This is a genomic window from Bacillus sp. NPDC093026 (genome assembly GCF_044754665.1).
Lineage (GTDB): Bacteria > Bacillota > Bacilli > Bacillales > Bacillaceae > Bacillus > Bacillus maqinnsis.
Window position 1 is genome coordinate 189839 of sequence record NZ_JBIVPN010000003.1, and the last position, 16640, is coordinate 206478.

The 16640-nt window shown below is 39.9% G+C and carries 21 protein-coding genes; 20 read left to right on the forward strand and 1 reads right to left on the reverse strand.

Features of this window, described 5'->3' with window-relative positions; genetic code table 11:
- The first annotated feature begins 73 nt into the window (after nt 1–73).
- The 18 genes from spoIIM to lysA all read left to right on the forward strand — a co-directional run bounded on the left by spoIIM (nt 74) and on the right by lysA (nt 14218).
- The gene (gene spoIIM / locus ACIQCE_RS10000) at nt 74–718 is read left to right on the forward strand and encodes a stage II sporulation protein M (RefSeq protein WP_400494713.1); all 645 of its coding nucleotides are present in this window, start codon (nt 74–76) and stop codon (nt 716–718) included.
- A gap of 124 nt (nt 719–842) precedes the next feature.
- On the forward strand, nt 843–1295 hold the full coding sequence (gene fur / locus ACIQCE_RS10005) for a ferric iron uptake transcriptional regulator (protein WP_400494715.1): 453 nt from the start codon (nt 843–845) through the stop codon (nt 1293–1295).
- A gap of 114 nt (nt 1296–1409) precedes the next feature.
- Nucleotides 1410–1637, forward strand: coding sequence for a YqzK family protein (locus ACIQCE_RS10010; protein WP_353856520.1), 228 nt, complete (start codon nt 1410–1412; stop codon nt 1635–1637).
- A gap of 6 nt (nt 1638–1643) precedes the next feature.
- A complete protein-coding gene (gene xerD, locus ACIQCE_RS10015) occupies nt 1644–2534 on the forward strand; it encodes a site-specific tyrosine recombinase XerD (protein WP_400494718.1) in 891 nt (296 codons plus the stop codon).
- Between the two features lie 150 nt (nt 2535–2684).
- On the forward strand, nt 2685–3869 hold the full coding sequence (deoB, locus tag ACIQCE_RS10020) for a phosphopentomutase (RefSeq protein ID WP_400494720.1): 1185 nt from the start codon (nt 2685–2687) through the stop codon (nt 3867–3869).
- A gap of 11 nt (nt 3870–3880) precedes the next feature.
- On the forward strand, nt 3881–4693 hold the full coding sequence (locus ACIQCE_RS10025; RefSeq protein WP_400494722.1) for a purine-nucleoside phosphorylase: 813 nt from the start codon (nt 3881–3883) through the stop codon (nt 4691–4693).
- Between the two features lie 125 nt (nt 4694–4818).
- The gene (locus ACIQCE_RS10030; protein ID WP_400494724.1) at nt 4819–6006 is read left to right on the forward strand and encodes a D-alanyl-D-alanine carboxypeptidase family protein; all 1188 of its coding nucleotides are present in this window, start codon (nt 4819–4821) and stop codon (nt 6004–6006) included.
- A 163-nt stretch (nt 6007–6169) separates the two neighbouring features.
- Complete coding sequence (gene spoIIAA / locus ACIQCE_RS10035) at nt 6170–6523, forward strand: anti-sigma F factor antagonist (RefSeq protein ID WP_400494726.1); 354 nt, start codon at nt 6170–6172, stop codon at nt 6521–6523.
- A complete protein-coding gene (gene spoIIAB, locus ACIQCE_RS10040) occupies nt 6520–6960 on the forward strand; it encodes an anti-sigma F factor (protein WP_353855352.1) in 441 nt (146 codons plus the stop codon). The genes spoIIAA and spoIIAB overlap by 4 nt, the downstream gene beginning before the upstream one ends.
- Before the next feature lie 13 nt (nt 6961–6973).
- Nucleotides 6974–7741 carry an RNA polymerase sporulation sigma factor SigF gene (gene sigF / locus ACIQCE_RS10045; protein ID WP_353855353.1) on the forward strand — a complete coding sequence of 256 codons (768 nt, stop codon included), beginning with the start codon at nt 6974–6976 and terminating at the stop codon, nt 7739–7741.
- Nucleotides 7742–7855: 114 nt separating this feature from the next.
- The gene (locus tag ACIQCE_RS10050; RefSeq protein WP_400494730.1) at nt 7856–8476 is read left to right on the forward strand and encodes a stage V sporulation protein AA; all 621 of its coding nucleotides are present in this window, start codon (nt 7856–7858) and stop codon (nt 8474–8476) included.
- Nucleotides 8466–8882, forward strand: coding sequence for a stage V sporulation protein AB (locus tag ACIQCE_RS10055; RefSeq protein WP_353855355.1), 417 nt, complete (start codon nt 8466–8468; stop codon nt 8880–8882). The genes ACIQCE_RS10050 and ACIQCE_RS10055 overlap by 11 nt, the downstream gene beginning before the upstream one ends.
- Nucleotides 8883–8903: 21 nt before the next feature.
- The gene (spoVAC, locus tag ACIQCE_RS10060; RefSeq protein WP_400494732.1) at nt 8904–9356 is read left to right on the forward strand and encodes a stage V sporulation protein AC; all 453 of its coding nucleotides are present in this window, start codon (nt 8904–8906) and stop codon (nt 9354–9356) included.
- 12 nt (nt 9357–9368) lie between these two features.
- Nucleotides 9369–10385 carry a stage V sporulation protein AD gene (spoVAD, locus tag ACIQCE_RS10065; protein ID WP_400494734.1) on the forward strand — a complete coding sequence of 339 codons (1017 nt, stop codon included), beginning with the start codon at nt 9369–9371 and terminating at the stop codon, nt 10383–10385.
- Nucleotides 10385–10735, forward strand: coding sequence for a stage V sporulation protein AE (gene spoVAE, locus ACIQCE_RS10070; RefSeq protein WP_353855358.1), 351 nt, complete (start codon nt 10385–10387; stop codon nt 10733–10735). The genes spoVAD and spoVAE overlap by 1 nt, the downstream gene beginning before the upstream one ends.
- Before the next feature lie 6 nt (nt 10736–10741).
- Entirely contained in the window at nt 10742–11350 is a 609-nt protein-coding gene (spoVAEA, locus tag ACIQCE_RS10075) for a stage V sporulation protein SpoVABEA (protein WP_400494737.1), read from the forward strand.
- A complete protein-coding gene (locus tag ACIQCE_RS10080) occupies nt 11304–12776 on the forward strand; it encodes a spore germination protein (RefSeq protein WP_400494739.1) in 1473 nt (490 codons plus the stop codon). The genes spoVAEA and ACIQCE_RS10080 overlap by 47 nt, the downstream gene beginning before the upstream one ends.
- Nucleotides 12777–12892: 116 nt before the next feature.
- The gene (lysA, locus tag ACIQCE_RS10085; RefSeq protein ID WP_400494990.1) at nt 12893–14218 is read left to right on the forward strand and encodes a diaminopimelate decarboxylase; all 1326 of its coding nucleotides are present in this window, start codon (nt 12893–12895) and stop codon (nt 14216–14218) included.
- 73 nt (nt 14219–14291) lie between these two features.
- Here lysA and ACIQCE_RS10090 read toward each other — a convergent pair whose 3' ends face one another.
- Nucleotides 14292–15176, reverse strand: coding sequence for a DUF1002 domain-containing protein (locus ACIQCE_RS10090; protein WP_400494741.1), 885 nt, complete (start codon nt 15174–15176; stop codon nt 14292–14294).
- Nucleotides 15177–15582: 406 nt separating this feature from the next.
- On the opposite strand from ACIQCE_RS10090, the gene ACIQCE_RS10095 reads away from it, so the two are divergent.
- On the forward strand, nt 15583–16020 hold the full coding sequence (locus tag ACIQCE_RS10095) for a peptidylprolyl isomerase (protein WP_400494743.1): 438 nt from the start codon (nt 15583–15585) through the stop codon (nt 16018–16020).
- Nucleotides 16021–16165: 145 nt separating this feature from the next.
- Nucleotides 16166–16402 carry a DUF2164 domain-containing protein gene (locus ACIQCE_RS10100; protein WP_353856522.1) on the forward strand — a complete coding sequence of 79 codons (237 nt, stop codon included), beginning with the start codon at nt 16166–16168 and terminating at the stop codon, nt 16400–16402.
- The last annotated feature ends 238 nt before the right edge of the window (nt 16403–16640 follow it).

Here is a 16640-nt window from a genome sequence, read left to right on the forward strand (position 1 = left end):
TACAATAAAACTGTCATGTTTCGTATTCTCTCTCATAGAATCTAGTAACCTTTACTATTTGGGAGGAAGACGTATGCGCAAAAAGTCTTGGAAGGAACATCTTCTTCAGCATGTAAAAGATCATCTCTCTATTTATTTGTTTGTATCTGTTCTCTTTTTAATGGGCGTCATCTTTGGAGCGATCATTGTCAATAGCATGACAATTAGTCAGAAAGAGGATTTATTCTATTATTTAAATCAATTTTTTGGTCAGCTGACGAATGAGAAAACAACAGAATCTAAAGAAATGTTTTTACAAAGTTTCTTACATCATATGAAATACTTAGGTCTCATGTGGATACTAGGGATATCCATCATTGGGTTGCCGCTGATCTTTCTCATGATTTTTTTAAAAGGAATCGTCGTTGGTTTTACCGTCGGTTTCCTTGTCAATCAAATGGGGCTGAATGGATTCTTTCTTTCTTTTGTATCTGTCCTCCCGCAAAACATTTTGCTAATTCCAGCTTATTTGGTCATCGGAACTTGTGCAATTGCTTTTTCCATTCGTCTCATTGGACAACTCTTCTTGAAAAAGAACATTAGTCAAGCACCTGTCCAGTGGTTTGGAAGATATGCATCTGTATTGCTCATGATTTTAACGCTTGCTGCTCTTTCCTCTTTTTTTGAATCTTATCTTTCGTTGATGTTAATGAAAAAACTAGCAAGTGTACTCTTTTAAGGAATATTTTATAATAATTATTAAATAATAATCAATTTATTTATCAATTTAAAATGATTATAGTTGGCTCTCTGCACATGATTTGATATAATGATCAAGTAATGTGGCGTAGGAGGGAAAGTCAATGGAAAATCGTATTGATCGGATTAAGAAACAGCTTCATTCTTCCAGCTATAAGCTCACGCCACAGCGTGAAGCAACAGTTAGAGTACTACTTGAGAATGAAGAAGACCATTTAAGTGCAGAAGATGTATACCTCCTCGTAAAAGAGAAGTCTCCTGAAATTGGTCTTGCTACTGTTTATCGGACGTTAGAATTACTAACTGAACTGAAAGTTGTTGATAAAATTAACTTTGGAGACGGCGTTTCGCGATATGATCTTCGTAAAGAAGGAGCCGCTCACTTCCATCATCACCTTGTCTGCATGGAATGCGGAACAGTTGATGAGATTGAAGAAGATTTATTAGAAGATGTGGAAGAAATGATCGAACGTGATTGGAAATTTAAAATTAAGGATCATCGATTGACATTCCATGGCATTTGCCATCGTTGTCATGATGATGCATCCGGCAAATAACCCGAGTTGGAACCTTTTCATTCAATATGAGAAGGTTTTTTGCATTTTAATTGTATATTCCTTGTCCCATCTGGCATATGCTGAAATAACGAGAAGATGAGAAAGGACATGAAAATCATGAAATGGCTCAAAACAACAGGTGAAGTGATAAAAGTATTTATCTTGTTTACTGGTTTTACCGTCCTGTTCTATTATGCTATGATATGGATAAATTCAGAATATGAAAGCTATCATCGCTATGACAAACCAGAAGGTGCAGCGATTAAAGTGATGGAAATGGATCAGCCGAATCGAGACAACTGGCAAAGTCGATTGATTTATTTTTATCAAAACGGGGAGTAGAAATCATTGAACGATCAATTATCCGACTTTATTCATTTTTTGACAGTGGAGAGAGGACTCTCTGAAAATACCATTGTCTCTTATAAAAGAGATTTACAGAATTACTTGTCCTTTTTAATGACGCATGAGCAGTTAAAGGATGTAAATGATGTGACGCGAATACATATCATTCATTATTTAAAGCAGCTAAAAGATGAAGGAAAATCAAGTAAAACGTCCGTGCGGCATTTATCATCTATTCGTTCCTTTCATCAATTTTTACTTCGGGAAAAAGTGACAACAGATGATCCATCTTGGAACATTGAAACACAAAAAACAGAGCGGACATTGCCTAAAGTTCTTTCATTGCATGAGGTAGAAAAGCTTCTGGATACACCAAATCAGCACATGCCATTTGACTATCGGGATAAAGCCATGCTCGAGCTTTTATATGCAACAGGCATTCGTGTGAGTGAAATGCTCGATCTGACACTTTCTGATGTTCATCTGACAATGGGATTTATCCGCTGTTTTGGAAAAGGGAGAAAAGAACGAATTGTGCCAATTGGTGAAGCGGCTGCAAGTGCGATTGAGGTGTATTTAGAAAAAGGAAGAAGCAAGCTACTAAAAAAGCAGACTACTGATGCGTTATTTTTGAATCATCACGGCAAAAAGATGTCAAGACAAGGATTTTGGAAGAATCTAAAGAAACGAGCGATTGAAGCAGGCATTCAAAAGGAATTGACACCCCATACGCTCAGACATTCATTTGCTACACATCTGCTTGAAAACGGTGCTGATCTAAGAGCAGTACAGGAGATGCTTGGGCATGCGGATATCTCGACCACACAAATTTATACGCATGTCACGAAAACAAGATTGAAAGATGTGTATCACAAATACCATCCGAGGGCATAAGTAAAGCATGACACGATAAACGTGTATCATGCTTTTTTCTGTTTGTACCGTTTAAGGTTGTCAATTGACTTGAAAACGGTTTATACTTGAGATGTCTGACCTCTATAATGAAAGGTGACAGGACAAGAATGTTGAAGGAGGCGCTTTTTAATGCCTGATTATCAGTATAAACGCATTTTCCTCATTGTGATGGATTCAGTAGGGATTGGTGAAGCACCAGATGCTGCTGACTTTAATGATGTAGGTGCAGATACACTTGGACATATTGCAGAAAAAATGAACGGGCTTCATATGCCAAATATGGGTAAACTCGGTCTAAGTCATATTAGAGAAATCAAAGGAATTCCAGCGGACGAAAAACCGCTTGCGTATTATGGAAAAATGCAAGAAGCATCAAACGGTAAAGATACGATGACAGGACACTGGGAAATCATGGGTCTTTACATAGACACACCGTTCAAAGTATTTCCAGACGGCTTTCCAGATGAACTATTAAATGAATTAAAAGAAAAAACAGGGCGAGGCATTATCGGAAATAAACCAGCTTCTGGCACAGAAATCCTTGACGAGCTTGGCGAAGAGCATATGAAAACAGGTGATTTAATTGTTTATACATCTGCTGATTCTGTCTTGCAAATTGCTGCCCACGAAGAAGTTGTGCCATTAGAAGAGCTTTACCGCATTTGTGAAATTGCACGAGAACTAACGTTAGATGAAAAATATATGGTAGGACGTATTATCGCTCGTCCGTTTGTTGGAGAGCCGGGTGCATTTGTCCGAACCCCAAACCGTCACGATTATGCCTTGAAACCATTTGATCGGACAGTCATGAATGAGCTGAAAGATGACGGGCTAGATGTCATTGCCATTGGTAAAATTTCTGATATTTATGATGGTGAAGGAATTACATCGTCTCTCAGGACAAAATCAAATATGGATGGTATGGACAAGCTGATTGAGACGCTTAAAACAGATTTTACAGGATTAAGCTTTTTGAACCTTGTCGATTTTGATGCACTTTATGGGCATAGAAGAGATCCAGAGGGCTACGGAAAGGCATTAGAGGAATTTGATGCACGACTTCCTGAAGTGTTTGAACGATTAAAAGAAGATGACTTGCTCGTTATTACAGCAGATCATGGGAATGACCCGATCCATCATGGAACAGACCATACAAGAGAATATGTTCCGCTCATTGTATACAGCAAAAAACATCAAGAAGCTCATCAACTGCCAACAGCCAAAACCTTTGCTGACATTGGCGCAACGATAGCAGATAATTTCCATTCAACGATGCCTAAATACGGAACAAGCTTTTTATCCAAACTCAAATAGGGGGGAAACACGTGGGAGCAAAGTTTTCAGAAGCGGCGGCATATATTCAACAAGCATCAACATATGAACCAACAGTTGGATTGATATTAGGTTCTGGACTCGGTATTTTAGCAGATGAGATCGAAAATCCAATCAAATTAAAATATGAAGATATTCCTGGATTCCCTGTTTCAACCGTTGAGGGGCATGCAGGACAGCTTGTGATCGGGACGCTTAAGGGCACTGTCGTTTGCGCGATGCAAGGACGTTTTCATTACTATGAAGGATATGATTTGAAACAAGTCACTTTCCCTGTTCGAGTGATGAAAGAAATTGGCATCGACATATTCATTGTGACAAATGCGGCTGGTGGCGTGAATACGTCCTTTCAGCCAGGCGACCTCATGCTGATTACCGATCATATCAATATGATGGGAACGAATCCTTTAATTGGACCAAATGACAGTCAGGGAGTACGTTTCCCTGATATGTCTGCACCGTATGATCAAGAGCTACTCACGCTTGCAGAGAAAACGGCGAAAGACTTAGGAATATCTGTTCAAAAGGGTGTCTATGCTGGGATGACTGGTCCCTCATACGAAACACCAGCTGAAGTACGTTTCCTAAGAACGATTGGATCTGATGCAGTCGGCATGTCGACAGTGCCAGAAGTGATTGTCGCACGTCATGCAGGAATGAAGGTGCTTGGTATTTCATGTATCTCCAATGCAGCCTCAGGTATTTTAGATCAGCCGCTTTCTCATCATGAAGTCATTGAAGTGACTGAAAAGGTGAAAGCACGTTTCCTTGAATTAGTGAAAGGTATTGTCAAACAACTTAAATAGTACGTTAGTGAAAGCCTTCTGTTCATCAAAACAGAGGGCTTTTTTTAAGCAATCAAACGATCTCTGAATAAAACAGCCTTTACAAGGAAAAAATGTAAATGATTACGATAATGGAGGTCTGCCACTTGAAACGTCATATATGTACATTGTTTATCTTAATGATCATTATCTCAATGGTTTCACCATCAGCTATAGCAAAAGAAAGAGTAGAAAAACCATCAGAAAAACAAACGTCAGAACTAGCGCACGAAGCAAAATCAGCGATCCTAATTGAACGTGACACGGGAAAGGTACTTTACAATAAAAATAGTGATGAAAAGCTTGCGCCTGCAAGTATGACCAAGATCATGACCATGCTTCTCATCATGGAAGCAATTGACCAAGGAAAACTGAAAATGACAGACAAAGTGAGAACGAGCGATTATGCAGCATCAATGGGTGGTTCGCAAATTTTCCTTGAACCTGGGGAAGAAATGACTGTTGAAGAAATGCTGAAAGGCATTGCCATTGCATCAGGAAATGATGCGTCAGTTGCCATGGCTGAGCATATTGCTGGATCTGAAGAACAGTTCGTTGAGCAGATGAACAAAAAGGCAAAAGAACTCGGGCTCACCTCAACAGTCTTTCAAAACCCAACCGGACTTCCTGAAAAAGGTCATTACAGTACAGCTCACGATATGGCTAAAATGGCGAAAGAGCTGTTGAAATATGAACAAATTACAAAGTTTACCGGCGTATACGAGGATTATCTCCGGCAAAACACAGATAAGAAATTCTGGCTTGTGAACACGAATCGTCTGATCAAATTTTATCCTGGCGTCGATGGATTGAAAACAGGTTTTACAGGCGAGGCAAAATATTGTTTAACCGCATCTGCTAAAAAAGGCAATATGCGCGTCATTGCTGTTGTATTCGGCGCAAGTACACCGAAAGACAGAAATGCCCAAGTGGTCAAAATGCTAGATTATGCATTTAATCAATATACAACCCACCCGCTTTATAAAAGAGGTCAAGAAGTGGCAGAAATCAAAGTGAGCAAAGGACAAAAGAAAAAGGTTCAGCTTGTCACTTCAGAGCCAATCTCCCTGTTAACAAAAAAAGGCGAGAATATCGATCGGATTAAAAAAGAAATCAAATTGTCTCATGATGTCACGGCCCCATTTTCAAAAGGAACAGAGCTTGGTACGATTGTCTTGAAAAAAGACGGCAAAGTTCTACACGAAAGCCCTGTTGAAGCAAAAGAAGGAATAGAAAAAGCAGGCATTTGGACATTCTTCAAACGAACAATGGCCGATTTTGTGAAATGGAAATAAACGAGAAGAGACTGCTGCATATAGCAGTCTTTTTGCTATGGAATGCAGGGAAAAGAACATCTAAATGTGACGAATGATCACTAGTTTTGTCATGGTGAAGGAATTACTTCATGTAAAAGAGAAACATTCTTTATCCGAAATTAGAGCAAGGAGGAAGAAAAAGATGAGCCTTGGTATTGATTTTCAAGTAAAAGAGAGCGTACTTTGCATTCGATTGACAGGAGAGCTCGATCATCACTCCGCAGAAACGTTGAGGCAAAAGGTGACGAATTATTTGGAAACAGAGGACATTCGCCATATTGTGCTGAATCTGGCTGATTTAACATTTATGGACAGCTCTGGACTCGGCGTGATTTTAGGGAGATATAAACAAATCAAACAGCTTGGCGGGGAAATGGTTGTTTGCGCAATCTCACCGGCTGTTAATCGGTTATTTGATATGTCAGGCTTGTTTAAAATTATCCGAATGGAGCCTTCTGAGCAAACGGCATTACAAACATTGGGGGTGGCATCATGACAAATGAAATGAACCTCACCTTTTCTGCACTGAGTCAAAATGAATCGTTCGCAAGGGTAACTGTGGCTGCATTTATCGCCCAGCTTGACCCCACATTAGATGAACTAACAGAGATTAAAACCGTTGTATCAGAGGCAGTGACAAACTCGATTATTCATGGATATGATGGAAATCCAGATGGGAAGGTGCATATCAGCGTCACACTGGACGATCATATTGTTTATCTCACCATCCGTGATGAAGGGAAGGGGATTACAAATCTTGAAGAAGCAAGACAGCCGCTATTTACAACAAAACCAGACTTAGAACGCTCTGGAATGGGCTTTACCATCATGGAGAATTTCATGGATGACGTTATGGTTGACTCCTCTCCAGAAATGGGCACGACGATCCGTTTAACAAAGCATCTATCAAAAAGCAAAGCGCTTTGTAATTAAAGGAGCTGCTCATATGGATGTGGAGGTAAAAAAGCAAGCAAAAAAGGCGCAGCTGTCAAATGATGAAGTCAAAAGTCTCATCAAAAAAAGCCAAGACGGAGATCAACAAGCAAGAGACCTCCTCGTAGAAAAAAACATGCGTCTTGTTTGGTCCGTTGTTCAGCGCTTTTTAAATAGAGGATATGAACCCGATGATCTGTTTCAGATTGGCTGTATTGGACTATTAAAATCTGTTGATAAGTTTGATTTGTCCTATGACGTCAAATTTTCAACCTATGCGGTCCCGATGATTATCGGTGAAATACAGCGATTTATTCGAGATGATGGAACGGTCAAAGTCAGCCGGTCGTTAAAGGAACTTGGGAATAAAATTAGACGAGCAAGAGATGAATTGTCGAAGTCTCACGGCAGAATGCCGACTGTGCAGGAAATTGCCGATTATCTTGATATTACACCAGAAGATGTGGTTCTTGCTCAGGAAGCGGTTCGATCTCCTTCCTCTATTCATGAAACTGTGTATGAAAATGATGGAGATCCGATTACGTTACTTGATCAAATTGCCGATCACTCAGAAGAAAAATGGTTTGAAAAGATCGCATTAAAAGAAGCAATCAAAGAGTTAGAAGAGCGGGAGAAGCTGATTGTTTACCTGCGTTATTATAAGGATCAAACCCAATCAGAAGTAGCTGAGCGGCTTGGCATTTCACAAGTACAAGTCTCGCGGCTTGAAAAGAAAATCTTAAAACAAATCCAACTGCAGATGGATCAAAAAGACAGCTAGCCCATTCGGCTGGCTTTTTTTGTGTGGTAATTATCGGAAAATCAAGATCTTTCAGTATGAGAACCATTTTTCACCACATACTATTTTTAACCCATCGTATAGGAAGTGACTTGGATGGATGGACAAGTATTTATTCGGCTGCGTCATCGAATCAAGACTGGAAATGATCAGCTCATTTATTTAGAGGATATCGCTCAAATAACTGGTGATGAGTTGGCTGTACAAAAACTTAGAAAAATGCCGATGTATCATGTCAGCAAAAAGGATCGTCACATTGTGGTTCTTGATATTATGCATGTTGTCAAAATGATCAAAAAAACGTGGCCAGATATCGACATCCAAACCGTTGGAAGCTCTGAAGCTATTGTTGAAATTGATACAGGCAAGCGCCAGCTCTCCCCCGTTTTATTTGTGTTTGTATGGCTCCTTTTATTTGTTGGTGCAGCACTTGCCATTATGAATTTTCATGAGGATGTCAGCATGCGTTTAGTCCATATTCGCCTATATGAAATGATCACTGGAAAGACGGTTGAGCACCCTTATTTATTACAAATTCCATATAGCTTTGGATTAGGTTTTGGCATGATTTTATTTTTCAATCATGTGTTTAAAAAGCGATTAAATGAAGAACCGAGTCCGCTTGAAGTAGAGATGTTTAAATATCAGCTCGATCTTGATCATTATGTCGCACTTAACGAAAACAAAGAAACACTGAAAGATATTCATGATCGGTAAATGTCTTTTTATTGTGCTCGTTGGACTTGGCGGCGGTTTAACAGTAGGTGCAGGATTTGTGGCATTTTTGACAGTGCTAGGCATCATACCTCGTTTAATGCAATTGACCAAAACGCATCGATTCATACAAGGCTATGAAGCAGCTGTCATAAGCGGTGCTGTCGTTGGCGGCTGGGCCACCTTAAGTCAAATGCATTTGCATTTATCTAAATGGCTGACGCTTCCTATCGGTCTTTTATCTGGCATCTTTGTTGGTATGCTCGCAGCAGCTTTGACTGAAGTACTAAATGTACTTCCTATCTTAACGAAAAGAATTGGAATGGAAGGGAAAATTGTTTTGCTGCTCATGGCCATCGTCTTAGGAAAAGTATTCGGTTCACTTTTTCATTGGCTTATTTATATTTAGAAAATTTGGAGGGAACAACACGTGTCAAGTTTAAAAGAGAACTATCCATCTAAAGTGAAAACGTATCATCCTAAACCTCCTTATGTACTCAACTGCATAAAGGCTTTTCTCGTTGGCGGCTTGATTTGTACCATAGGCGAGGGACTGCAACACTTTTATATTCACTTTTTTGACTTTAATGAAAAGACGGCAGGGAATCCGACTGTGGCTACACTCATTTTAATCTCTTCCATTTTAACAGGTATCGGGATTTACGATAAAATTGGTCAGTTTGCTGGAGCGGGATCTGCTGTTCCGGTCACTGGCTTTGCAAACAGCATGACAAGTGCTGCCCTTGAACATAAAAGTGAAGGGCTTGTTTTAGGTGTTGCCACAAACATGTTTAAACTAGCCGGAAACGTCATTGTCTTTGGCGTTGTCTCCGCATACGTAGTAGGAATCATTCGATACTTCTTGGAAAAGATGTTTTCGTAGGAGGGATGAAACGTGAAATTAACAGGAAAACAATCTTGGGTATTTGAACATAAACTCTATGTCAATGCAGAAGGAACGGCTGCCGGACCGAAAGAAAAAGCAGGTCCGATTGGTCATCTGATAGATAAGACATACGATGAAATGCATTGTCATCAAAAAAACTGGGAAATGGCAGAAAGACAGCTTATGGATGATGCGATATCAACTGCTTTAGCAAAAGCCGATTTGCAAAAAAGTGATATTGATCTTCTTTTAGCAGGAGATTTACTGAATCAAAATGTTACAGCAAACTATGTGGCAAGAGAGTTAAAGATCCCTTTTCTTTGTTTATTTGGCGCTTGCTCCACTTCAATGGAATCTATCGCCATTGCCTCAGCATTAATAGACGGAGGGTTTGCGAAAAGAGCCATTGCCGCCACAAGCAGTCATAATGCGACGGCAGAGCGCCAATTTCGAAATCCAACGGAATACGGCGGGCAAAAACCAGATACAGCGACAAGTACAGTGACTGGGAGCGGAGCCGTTATTATTAGCAAAACGCCATCTCAAATTCAAATTACAAGTGCTACAGTTGGACGTGTAATGGATCTTGGCATCACAGACCCATTTGACATGGGTTCCGCAATGGCTCCGGCAGCGGCAGACACCATCAAACAGCACTTGGAAGATTTAGGGAGATCTGTTGAAGATTACGATCTTATTTTAACCGGTGACTTATCGTGTATTGGTTCACCGATCTTAAAGGATTTATTAAAAGAACAAGGCATTCAGCTCGGCAAAAAACACGATGATTGCGGCTTAATCATTTATACACCAGATCAAAATGTGTTTGCTGGCGGCAGTGGATGTGCCTGTTCAGCCGTTGTTACCTTTAGTCACATTTTTAATGAAATGAAAGCAGGGAAATTAAAGAGGGTTTTAGTTGTGGCAACAGGTGCACTGCTTAGTCCAATGATGGTTCAGCAAAAAGAGACCATTCCAACCATTGCACATGGCGTCGTATTTGAGCGTGCAGGAGGGGAAAACTAATGGATTATCTTATCGCATTTGTCGCAGGCGGTCTCATTTGTGTCATCGGGCAGCTTTTATTGGATGTAATGAAATTAACGCCCGCACATGTCATGACCACCTTTGTCGTCGCTGGGACCATTTTAGACGGGTTCGGCATTTATGACAAATTTATTAAATTCGCAGGAGCAGGCGCAACGGTGCCTATCGTCAGTTTTGGTCATAGTTTGCTACATGGTGCCATGCATCAAGCGGATATTCATGGGTTTATTGGAATTGGGATGGGAATTTTCGAATTAACCTCTGCTGGAATATCAGCTGCGATCTTATTCTCATTTATTATCGCACTCATATTTAAACCGAAAGGATAACCTGATATGAGGCAAAAACGAAAAGTCATTTTAGTCACAGACGGAGATATATATGCTGCCAAAACCATTGAGCTTGCCGCACAAACCTTTGGCGGAAGATGTATATCAAGCTCAAAAGGGAATCCGAGTAAACGAACAGGTGCTGAGCTTGTAGACATGATATTAAAGACGCCGTATGATCCAGTGTTTGTCATGTTTGATGATTCTGGTCTAACAGGTGAAGGAACAGGGGAAGCAGCGATGAAATATGTTGCGCATCATCCTGAAATCGAAGTGATCGGAGCAATTGCCGTTGCTTCCAAGACTCATCAAGCAGAATGGACAAAGGTGGATGTCTCTATTGATCGAGAAGGTGAACTGACGGAATACGGTGTAGACAAACACGGACTTCCAGAATTAGAGCTTCATAAAATGAACGGGGATACGGTGTATTGTCTCGATTCACTCAACATCCCGTTTGTTGTCGGGATTGGAGACATTGGTAAGATGGGCCGGAAAGATGATCTAAGCAAAGGATCTCCAATCACCATGAAGGCAGTCGAATTAATATTAGAAAGGAGCGGTTTCCATGAAGAAAAACAAGGTAAACGTGTTCCGAGACCCAAAGAAAAATGAAGATTACTTCAAGGAAAATGTGGGGATGGGGATCAGCTTTGATCTTGGCGTTCGGAAAATATATATACAGGATCAAGAAATCCAACTTTACTATGTAAACGGTTTGTGCGATACACAATATGTCATCTATTTATTGAAAGAACTGGTTGAAATCAATGACAACGAACCTGAATCAGATGACATTGCACGTATTGTAGAAAACCGCCTTGTCAATCAGCAAGTTTCAAAAGTTGAAACCTTAGATGAAGCAGTAGACCAAGTGCTTTCAGGTCTTGTAGCAGTTATCGTAGAAGGAGAAAATTACGCATTTATCGTTGACGTCAGGAACTATCCTGGCAGAATGCCAGAAGAACCGGACACAGAAAAGGTCGTCAGAGGAGCAAGAGACGGATTTGTTGAAAACATTATTATGAATACAGCACTCATTCGAAGAAGAGTTCGTGATGAAAAATTACGTTATAAAATGCTTAAAGTCGGCGAACGTTCAAAGGCAGATGTATGTGTTTGTTACATCGAAGATATTGCAGATCCAGATCTTGTAGACATTGTCGAAAAAGAAATAACAAGTATTAAAGTAGATGGTCTGACAATGTCTGATAAAACGATTGAAGAATTTTTGGTAAAGCAAGGGTATAATCCCTTTCCGCTTGTGAGATATACCGAACGGGCAGATGTGGCAGCAAACCATATTTTAGAAGGACATGTCATCATCATCACAGATACCTCACCTAGTGTCATCATTACACCTACCACTATTTTTCACCACGTTCAGCATGCAGAGGAATATAGGCAGACGCCGGCGGTAGGTACTTTTTTAAGGTGGGTTCGATTTTTAGGGATATTATGTTCTACCATTCTCTTACCGATTTGGTTTCTCTTTATCCTAGAGCCAAATCTGTTGCCTGACAATCTTAGTTATATTGGTTTTAACAAACCATCACATATCCCTGTCATTTTTCAAGTATTCCTTGCTGATTTTGGGGTAGAGTTCTTAAGAATGGCAGCCATTCATACGCCAACGGCATTGTCTACGGCCATGGGTTTGATTGCAGCCGTTTTAATTGGACAGATTGCCATTGATGTAGGCTTGTTTACCCCTGAGGTCATTTTGTACGTCTCACTTGCAGCGATTGGAACGTTTACAACCCCGAGCTATGAATTAAGTGTTGCCAATAAAATGGCTCGGTTGCTTATATTGGCGCTTGTGTCAATCTTTAAGCTGAATGGGCTGATCATTGGTTTTACCTTGTTAATCATTTATTTAACATCCATTCGCTCATTACAAACGCCATATATGTGGCCGTTCATTCCATTTAATGGGAAGGCTTTATGGCAAGTGCTCATCCGGACGTCCGTACCTGGCTCTAAAGTAAGGCCAAGCATCGTCCACCCTCAAAACAGATCAAAAATTCCCCCAAATTCTTAAGTCCAATTGAAACTGGCTGAAGATTGTGATATTGTATTTTTAACTTTGAGAAACGGCCAAAAGGCAGCTAACGTAGCTGTCTTTTTTTAGCCGAGGCGGAGAAAGAGGGAATGACATTGTATTTACACGGCACTTGCAGACAAAATGAACTCGGTCATTTAGAAATTGGTGGTGTTGATGCCGTTTCTTTAGCTGAAACGTATGGGACACCACTTTATGTATATGATGTGGCTTTAATACGAGAGCGCGCAAAAAACTTTCAGAAAGCTTTTAAAGAAGAAGAATTAAAAGCGCAAGTAGCTTATGCAAGTAAAGCTTTTTCTTCTATTGCAATGTTTCAGCTTGTCAAGGAAGAAGGTTTATCGCTTGATGTCGTATCAGGTGGGGAGCTACATACAGCCATTTGTGCTGGGTTTCCATCAGATAAAATTCATTTCCATGGCAATAACAAAAGTAGAGAAGAACTGAAGATGGCCTTAGAGTACGGCATCGGCTGCATTGTGGTAGATAACTTCTATGAATTGAAGATGATTGAACAACTTAGTCAAGAGCAATCAAAAAAAGTGAAGGTTCTGCTCCGAATCACACCAGGTGTAGAAGCACATACCCATGATTACATTACAACAGGGCAGGAAGATTCAAAATTTGGTTTTGATCTTCATAACGGACAAGCAGAAGAAGCTTTGAAACAAGCCCTTGGATCAGAAGTGATTGAACTATTAGGTGTCCATTGCCATATTGGCTCACAAATTTTTGATACAGCTGGTTTCGTACTAGCAACGGATAAAATCTTTATGAAACTAAATGAATGGAGAGAATCATTTGGCTTTATCCCAACTGTGTTAAATTTAGGCGGGGGCTTTGGTATACGCTATACAGCTGATGATGAACCGCTACCTGCAACTGAATATGTTGAAAAAATTATTCAAGCAGTAAAAGAGAACGTCGCTCGTTACCAATTCGTTATGCCAGAAATTTGGATCGAACCAGGTCGCTCTCTTGTTGGAGATGCAGGAACGACTCTATATACAATCGGGTCGTCAAAACATGTACCTGGTATTCGTGATTATGTAGCAGTTGACGGAGGGATGAGCGATAACATTCGTCCAGCTTTATACCAAGCGAAATATGAAGCGGCAAGCGCCAATAAAATGAATCATAAGCATGATCAAACAGTCTCTATTGCAGGTAAATGCTGCGAGAGTGGAGATATGCTCATTTGGGATATCGACCTGCCAGAGTTATCACAAGGAGATTTATTAGCTGTCTTTTGTACAGGAGCTTACGGATACAGTATGTCAAACAACTATAACCGCATCCCGCGCCCGGCTGTTGTGTTTGTAGAAGATGGGGAAGCACAGCTCGTTGTCGAGCGAGAGACATATGAGGACATCGTGAAACTTGATTTACCTTATCAATCAAAAGTGAAGTCATCAACTTAAAAAAGCATGTAGAATCTTTAGATTCTACATGCTTTTTAATAGAGGTTGACGTAAAAAAACTCATTCGGATGGTTTATTTTCCACCAGTAAAAACAGAAACAACCGCATTCCAAATGGAGACAAAGAAATCCCAAATCTTTTGTAATATGTTTTTGCCTTCATCAGACTCTATGAAGTTCGTTATCTTGTCTTTCGCTTTGTCGATTTGAGATCCGACTTCTTTCCAATCAATATTGATGTTCTTCATTTTATCGAAAAGAGAGACAAGCTGATCCTTTTGTTCTTGCGTCAAACTTAAGTTCAGATCGGAAGCGGCTTTATCCACTTTTTCTTCCACTTCTTTTGTTGTTTTAGGGACACCGTTTTTGGCAATATCATCTTTAATTTTTGCAATAAGGGCAGATGCATTGTCTTTCCCAATTGAATCACCTAATTTAGATGTTGTGACAAGCTCTTCGTTCGCCACTTGCTTGACATCTTCTGGAATGGCTTTATCGCTCGATACTTCATAAGCTTTTAGTAAACCAGTGAGCGCTGCTGTACCAGATACTTCAAATGGGGCAGTCACGACGACTTTGGCGTCTTTGACACCTGCTGTCATTAAAGCATTTAAATACATCTCATCTGTAATCGTCTTAATGTTGTGGGTATCTACAGTAAGACCAGTACCTGACTTTTCAATCGTGATGGATGAAGATGATAACGCTCTAGTGCCGATTTGAGAACGAGGGATATATTTTCCTAAATATTCGTGCTCTTCTTTATTAGTTACTTCAATTTTTGTCGCATTTTCAGGTGGATTCAACTCGTCAAGCACCTTCTGTCGATCAGCAGGTGTTAAGTCTTGCCCGAGTGTGACGATGACATCGCCGACTGCTGCATCTGCTAAGCTGACTTTTGGCGCGCCAATTAGTAAGAGGAGCGCTGCCATCATACAAAGCATTGTTTTTTTTAACATGTTGACCTCCTTCAAGTCGAAAGCGTTCCTCTTTCAAGAGAAACGGAACTTTGAGCACATGTTTTCCTGTGTACTCCATCATATAGACGTAATAAAATACCTTTACGTTTCAATTTCTTTTCAAAGAGATATCTTTTTTCATTTTACGAATCAAATGGATAATACAGTACTAATGAATGCAAAACGAACCGCAATATAAAACTAAGCCATTAGACCTGTATATGCGAGAGCCACAAGCTGCATATAAGATAGGTATTGAAAATAGGTATAAAAGATTCTTACATGCTATCAATGTTGAAAAGAGAGGTAAACAAGAAATTCTATTGAATCATGAAGCAGGAATGTTTCACTTCATAGAAAATGTGCTATAATGAGCGTTGTTTAACCCGAAAGGAGACTGTGAAAAATGGCGAAAAAGGGATACATACAACTGACAAATGGAAAGAAAATTGAGTTTGAACTTTACCCAGAAGCTGCTCCAGGTACAGTAGCAAACTTTGAAAAGCTAGCAAATGAAGGCTTTTACGATGGGTTGAAGTTCCACCGCGTAATTCCAGGTTTTGTGAGCCAAGGAGGCGATCCGAACGGTAATGGAACTGGAGGTCCTGGTTACACAATTAAATGTGAAACAGAAGGAAATCCTCATCAACATGAAAGAGGTTCATTATCGATGGCACATGCAGGTAAAGACACAGGCGGCAGCCAATTCTTTATCGTACACGATCCACAGCCGCATCTAGATGGTGTTCATACTGTTTTTGGTAAGGTAACATCAGGTATCGAGGCCGTTCTTAACATGGAACAAGGTCAAGGCATGGAAAAAGTCGAAGTTGTAGATGCATAATAAGAAAGGGACACCGCATTTAGCGGTGTTTTTTTATAAGGTAAATACAGCGCAGTAGCATTATATATGATATAATAGAACGTATATTCGCACGATTGGTTTAGTGATTGTCCGATCTAAATAGTGGAGAAAGCTGGTGGACGGTATGAAATCATTTTCAACAGAAGAAAAAAGACAAATGATCAATGAAATACAACGCTTTTTTGCAAAAGAGCGTGAAGAACAAATTGGAGAAGTGGCAGCCGGTCAAGTATTAGCGTTTATCACACATCACCTTGGAAGCTACTATTATAATCAGGGGGTGCGCGATAGTCGAGATATTGCGGTTCAACGTGCACAAGCATTAGAGGAAGACTTGTTTGCACTTGAAAAAAGAATATAGAAAAAAAGTCTCTTTTAAGCTACTAAGTGGTTTACAATCGTTATCAGGAGAAATTCAAAAAAAACACCCCCTTAATAAAGAACGCATATTCGTATCATATGTATTGATTAAAAGGTGGAAACCAAAGTTACGTTTGAATCGTTTTATGAATAACCATTGATGAAATACAGCGCTTTTTTGGTTTTGTTTCATCAAAATAAGGAATAAAACATACAAATAGGCGAAGTGCAGATGGTGG